Annotated in this window: 5 protein-coding genes; 2 read left to right on the forward strand and 3 right to left on the reverse strand. The window is 70.9% G+C overall.

Annotated elements, in window-relative coordinates:
• The first annotated feature begins 293 nt into the window (after positions 1–293).
• Positions 294–1628, forward strand: coding sequence for a 4-aminobutyrate--2-oxoglutarate transaminase (gabT, locus tag HYE82_RS33500; protein WP_179177986.1), 1335 nt, complete (start codon positions 294–296; stop codon positions 1626–1628).
• A gap of 364 nt (positions 1629–1992) precedes the next feature.
• Positions 1993–2577: a phosphatase PAP2 family protein gene (locus tag HYE82_RS39395; RefSeq protein WP_309144540.1), complete on the forward strand. Its 585-nt coding sequence runs from the start codon at positions 1993–1995 to the stop codon at positions 2575–2577.
• Between the two features lie 109 nt (positions 2578–2686).
• On the opposite strand, the gene HYE82_RS33510 is transcribed toward HYE82_RS39395, so the two are convergent.
• The 3 genes from HYE82_RS33510 to HYE82_RS33520 all read right to left on the reverse strand — a co-directional run.
• Positions 2687–4105 (reverse strand): FAD-binding oxidoreductase, encoded by a 1419-nt coding sequence (locus HYE82_RS33510; RefSeq protein WP_179177988.1) that lies wholly within the window; start codon positions 4103–4105, stop codon positions 2687–2689.
• Positions 4106–4126: 21 nt separating this feature from the next.
• Positions 4127–4921 (reverse strand): ABC transporter permease, encoded by a 795-nt coding sequence (locus tag HYE82_RS33515; RefSeq protein ID WP_179177989.1) that lies wholly within the window; start codon positions 4919–4921, stop codon positions 4127–4129.
• The coding region (locus HYE82_RS33520) for an ABC transporter permease (RefSeq protein WP_179177990.1) at positions 4921–5812 on the reverse strand (892 nt) is incomplete at its 5' end. The genes HYE82_RS33515 and HYE82_RS33520, both read right to left, overlap by 1 nt.

Here is a 5812-nt window from a genome sequence, read left to right on the forward strand (position 1 = left end):
GCCCCCTGCCCGCCCTGGCCGTGCCCGTACGTGCCGTCGGTGTCCATGAAGACCTGCCCCCCTGCCCGTGCCTGCGCTGCGTCGCTCAATGTAGTTGCCCGACGGCGGATCCGGGCCGGTACCGGCCGGTGTCGCCGCAGGTCCGCACGACACGCGCCGGATCCTTCCTATGGCCGCGGCGGACAAGGACACGCACGGACCACTCCCGAACGGAGCATGCCGTACCCCCTCCCCCGGGCCTAGCCTGCGGACAAAGACACAAGTGCGTCCGAAAACACCCCCAGGAGCCCTCCATGACTGCTGTCCCGCAGGAGCGCAAGCTCGTCACCGCGATCCCCGGCCCCAAGTCGCAGGAGCTGCAGGCCCGCCGTCTCGACGTGGTGGCCGGCGGCGTGGGCTCCGTGCTCCCCGTCTTCACGAAGCGCCTGGACGGCGGCATCCTCGAGGACGTCGACGGCAACCGCCTGATCGACTTCGGCTCCGGCATCGCCGTGACCTCGGTCGGCGGCTCCGCCGAGGCCGTCGTGCGCCGCGCCACCGCGCAGCTCGCCGACTTCACCCACACCTGTTTCATGGTCACCCCGTACGAGGGCTACGTGGAGGTCTGCGAGGCTCTGGCCGAGCTGACCCCGGGCGACCACGCCAAGAAGTCGGCCCTGTTCAACTCCGGTGCCGAGGCCGTCGAGAACGCCGTCAAGATCGCCCGTGCGTACACCAAGCGCCAGGCCGTCGTGGTCTTCGACCACGGCTACCACGGCCGCACCAACCTCACCATGGCGCTGACGGCGAAGAACATGCCGTACAAGCACGGCTTCGGCCCGTTCGCCCCCGAGGTCTACCGCGTCCCCGTCGCCTACGGCTACCGCTGGCCCACCGGTGCCGAGAACTGCGGCCCGGAGGCCGCCGCCCAGGCGATCGACCAGATCACCAAGCAGATCGGCGCCGAGAACGTCGCCGCGATCATCATCGAGCCGGTGCTCGGCGAGGGCGGCTTCATCGAGCCGGCCAAGGGCTTCCTGCCGGAGATCGTGAAGTTCGCCAACGACAACGGCATCGTCTTCGTCGCGGACGAGATCCAGTCCGGCTTCTGCCGCACCGGCCAGTGGTTCGCCTGCGAGGACGAGGGCATCGTCCCGGACCTGATCACCACCGCCAAGGGCATCGCCGGCGGTCTGCCGCTGGCCGCCGTGACCGGCCGCGCCGAGATCATGGACGCCGCGCACCCGGGCGGCCTGGGCGGCACCTACGGCGGCAACCCGGTGGCCTGCGCCGGTGCGCTCGGCTCCATCGAGACCATGAAGGAGCTCGACCTCAACGCCAAGGCGAAGAAGATCGAGTCCGTCATGAAGTCGCGCCTGACCGCGATGCAGGAGAAGCACGAGATCATCGGCGACATCCGCGGCCGCGGCGCCATGATCGCCATCGAGCTGGTCAAGGACCCGGAGTCCAAGACCCCGAACCCGGAGGCCGCCGCCGCGCTGGCCAAGGCCTGCCACGCCGAGGGCCTGATCGTCCTCACCTGCGGCACCTACGGCAACGTGCTCCGCTTCCTGCCGCCGATCGTCATCGGCGAGGACCTGCTGAACGAGGGCCTGGACATCATCGAGGGCGCTTTCGCGGGCATCTGAGCGAGCTTCCGAACACGTGTCCCGCCCGCTACCACCGGTAACGGGCGGGCGCTGTGAAGAAGATGTGGGGGGCCGATGGCAGGACCGCGTTCCTGCTGTCGGTCCCCTTTCCGCTGCCGTACGGTTTCTGCAGATGAGTGAGACACCCCGCTCCCGGGAAACCGGGGGCGATCCCGGTACCGGGCATCCCCAGCGCCGTACTGGGCCTGCGTTCGCGCGCACTCCTCACCGATCGGACAGCCGTACGCCCCAAACCCCCCGGGGCGCACGGCAACCCGATCAGGCCGGCCGTCCCGGAACCATCCCCCCTGTTCCGGGACGGCCGGCCGCCTCCTCCCTCCCCCTCCTCCCCTTGCTCGCGCTCGTGTTCGCACCCCTTCCGGTGCTCGCCGTCGTGACCTGGCAGGTCCTCGTGTCGGGCCCGCTGCTCACCCCGGACGAGCGGCTCAGCCGCGCCCTGGTGCGCTCCGTCCCCGACGCGGTGACCGAGCGCCTCTCCGACCTCGGCAACGTCCCGGTCGCCGTGCCGGTCCTGGCCCTGGCGATGGCGTACGCGGTCCGCCGCGGCAACCTGGTCGGCGCCCTGGCGGCCGGTCTGGCCATGGCCCTCGTCCCGGCGCTGGTGGTGCCGCTGAAGCTGTGGACCGGCCGCCCGGGCCCGCTGGAGCCGTGGGCCGCCGGCTACTTCCCCTCCGGCCACACGGCAACCGCCGCCGTCGCCTACCTCGGCGCGGCCCTGCTGCTGCGCCCGTACACCCGCGGGCCGTGGCCGGTGGCCGCCGCCCTCGTCCTGACGGGCGCCACGGCCGTCGGCCTGATCCTGCGCGGCTGGCACTGGCCCCTGGACGTCCTGGCCAGCCTGCTGCTGTGCCTCCCCCTCCTGCTCGGGGTCGCCCACGCGGTCGACCGCGGCGGCCGGAGCCGGTTCGGCCCGGCGGGACGGCCCTGAGTGCCGGGTCCCGCCGGGCGGGGGCCGTCACGGACTGCGGTCCGCTTCCCCTGCCGCCTCCCCACCGCCGGCCGGCGGGCAGCAGGGGGTCCCGCAGGGCCGGCGGCCGTCAGCTGTCGAAGCCGAGGCCGAACTTGTCGAGCGTCTTCAGCCACAGGTTGCGGCGGCCGCCGCGGGCGTCGGCCCGGGCCAGGGACCACTTGGTGAGCGTGATGCCGGTCCAGGCGAAGGGTTCGGGCGGGAACGGCATGGGCTTGGACCTCACCATCTCCAGCCGGGTCCGCTCGGTGCGCGCGCCGTCCAGCAGGTCCAGCATCACGTCGGCGCCGAAGCGGGTGGCGCCCACGCCGAGCCCGGTGAAGCCGGCGGCGTAGGCGACCCGGCCGGAGTGGGCGGTTCCGAAGAAGGCGGAGAAGCGGGAGCAGGTGTCGATGGCCCCGCCCCAGGCGTGGCTGAAGTTCACTCCCTCCAGCTGCGGGAACGCGGTGAAGAAGTGCTGCGCCAGCTTCAGGTACGTCTCGGGGCGGTGGTCGTATTCGGAGTCGAGGCGGCCCTTGTAGGGGTAGATGGCGTCGTAGCCGCCCCACAGGATCCGGTTCTCGGGGGTGATGCGGAAGTAGTGGAACTGGTTGGCGCTGTCGCCCATGCCCTGGCGGCGCTGCCAGCCGATGGCCTCCAGCTGGTCGGCGGTCAGCGGCTCGGTCATCAGCGCGTAGTCGTAGACCGGGACGGTGAACGGGCGGATCCGCTTGACCAGGGAGGGGAAGATGTTGGTGCCGAGGGCCACCCGCCGGGCGAAGATCCGCCCGTACGGGGTGCGTACGGCCATCCCCGGGCCCGAGGAGGCCAGCGACAGGCCCCGGGTGTTCTCGTAGATGCGCACGCCGAGGCCGAGGCAGGCCCGCTTCAGGCCCCAGGCGAGCTTGGCGGGGTTGAGCATGGCCACGCCGTCGGTGTCCCACAGGCCGGCGAGGAAGGTCGGCGAGTCGACCTCGGCGCGCAGCTCGTCGCGGTCCAGCCAGCGCGAGCCGCCGGCCAGGCCCAGCTTCTGCGCCTCCTCGTGGAGTTGGCGCAGCTCCTCGACCTGGTGGGGCTCGGTGGCCACGTCGATCTCGCCGGTGCGCTCGAAGTCGCAGTCGATGCCGTGGCGGGCGACCGCCGCCTCGATCTCGTCGAGGTTGCGGGCGCCCAGCTCCTCCAGCCGGGCGAGTTCGCCGGGCCAGCGGGCCAGGCCGTTGGCCAGGCCGTGCGTGAGGGAGGCGGCGCAGAAGCCGCCGTTGCGGCCGGAGGCGGCCCAGCCCGCCTCCTTCGACTCGATCAGGACGACGTCCCGGGCGGGGTCGCGCTCCTTGGCGATCAGCGCGGTCCACAGGCCGCTGTACCCGCCGCCGATGACCAGCAGGTCGCAGGCCTCGTCGGAGGTCAGGGCCGGCTGTGCGGCGGGCTTGCCGGGGTCGTCCAGCCAGTACGAGACCGGCAGTGCTTCGGAAAGGGATTTCGCAACGCTTCGCATGGCGACTGGGGCCATGTCTTCCAACTCCCTACAGGGTCACTTGGGCTGTGCGTTCTTGCGGCGGTTGCCGACCAGCTGGGCGGCGAGGACCACCAGCACCGCGATGACGAACATCGCCGTGCCGATGACGTTGATCTGCACGGGCGTACCGCGCTGGGCCGATCCCCACACGAACATGGGGAAGGTGACGGTGTTGCCCGAGTTGAAATTGGTGATGATGAAGTCGTCGAAGGAGAGCGCGAAGGCCAGCAGCGCGCCCGCCGCGATGCCGGGTGCCGCGATCGGCAGGGTGACCCGTACGAAGGTCTGCACCGGGCCCGCGTAGAGGTCGCGGGCGGCCTCCTCCAGCCGCGGGTCCATCGACAGCACGCGCGCCTTGACGGCGGCGACGACGAAGCTCAGGCAGAACATGATGTGGGCGATCAGGATCGTCCGGAAGCCCAGCTGGATGCCCATGTTGAGGAACAGCGCGAGCAGCGAGGCGGCCATCACGATCTCGGGCATGGCCATCGGCATGAAGATCAGCGAGTTCACCGCGCCGCGCGCCCGGAACCGGTACCGGACCAGGGCGAACGCGATGGCCGTGCCGAGCAGGGTGGCGGCGAGGGTGGACCACAGGGCGATCTGGAGCGACAGGGACAGGGAGCCGCACAGGTCGGCGACCCCGCAGGGGTCCTTCCAGGCGTCGAGGGAGAACTCCTGCCAGGCGTAGTTGAACCGCCCGGCGGGGTTGTTGAAGGAGAACAGCGTCACGACGAGGTTCGGCAGCACCATGTAGGCGAGCGTGCCGAGGCCGGCGATGACCACGGAGTTGCGGCGGAGCCACTGCATCAGACCAGGTCCTCCGTTCCCGCCCGGCGGATGTAGAGGGTGACCATGACCAGCACGACGGCCATGAGGATGAAGGAGAGCGCGGCAGCCGTCGGGTAGTCGAGGATGCGCAGGTACTGCGACTGGATGACGTTGCCGATCATGCGGGTGTCGGTCGAGCCGAGGAGCTCGGCGTTGACGTAGTCGCCGCTCGCCGGGATGAAGGTGAGCAGGGTCCCGGAGACCACGCCCGGCATGGACAGCGGGAAGGTGACCTTGCGGAAGGTGGTGGCGGGGCGGGCGTACAGGTCGCCGGCCGCCTCGTGGAGGCGCGGGTCGATGCGCTCCAGGGAGGTGTAGAGCGGCAGGATCATGAAGGGGAGGAAGTTGTACGTGAGGCCGCAGACCACCGCGAGCGGCGTGGCCAGCACCCGGTCGCCCTCGGTGAGGCCGAGCCAGCCGGTGACGTCCAGGAAGCCGATCGTGTTGAGGAAGGACACGACCGGGCCGCCGTCGGACAGGATCGTCTTCCAGGCCAGGGTGCGGATCAGGAAGCTGGTGAAGAACGGCGCGATGACCAGCACCAGCAGCAGGTGGCGCCAGCGGCCCGCCCGGAAGGCGATCAGGTAGGCCAGCGGGTAGCCGAGCAGCAGGCACAGCACGGTCGCGGTGCCGGCGTACAGCAGGGAGCGCAGGAACTGCGGGAGGTACTCGGTGAATGCGTCCCAGTAGGTCCCGAAGTGCCAGGTGACCTCGAAGCCCTCTTCGAGGGAGCCGGTCTGCACCGAGGTCGAGGCCTGGTAGACCATCGGCAGCACGAAGAAGACGAGCAGCCACAGGATGCCGGGCAGCAGCAGCCAGTACGGGACCAGCCTCTTGCGCAGGGAGGGCCTGTGGACCGGGGGCTCGGCG

The organism is Streptomyces sp. BR123, from assembly GCF_013401435.1.
Taxonomy (GTDB): domain Bacteria; phylum Actinomycetota; class Actinomycetes; order Streptomycetales; family Streptomycetaceae; genus Streptomyces.

Bases quoted from the DNA above. Each gene is read 5' to 3' on its own strand.
- HYE82_RS33515 (WP_179177989.1), bottom strand. From the start codon at position 4,921: ATGCAGTGGCTCCGCCGCAACTCCGTGGTCATCGCCGGCCTCGGCACG.
- gabT (WP_179177986.1), top strand. From the start codon at position 294: ATGACTGCTGTCCCGCAGGAGCGCAAGCTCGTCACCGCGATCCCCGGC.
- HYE82_RS33510 (WP_179177988.1), bottom strand. From the start codon at position 4,105: ATGGCCCCAGTCGCCATGCGAAGCGTTGCGAAATCCCTTTCCGAAGCA.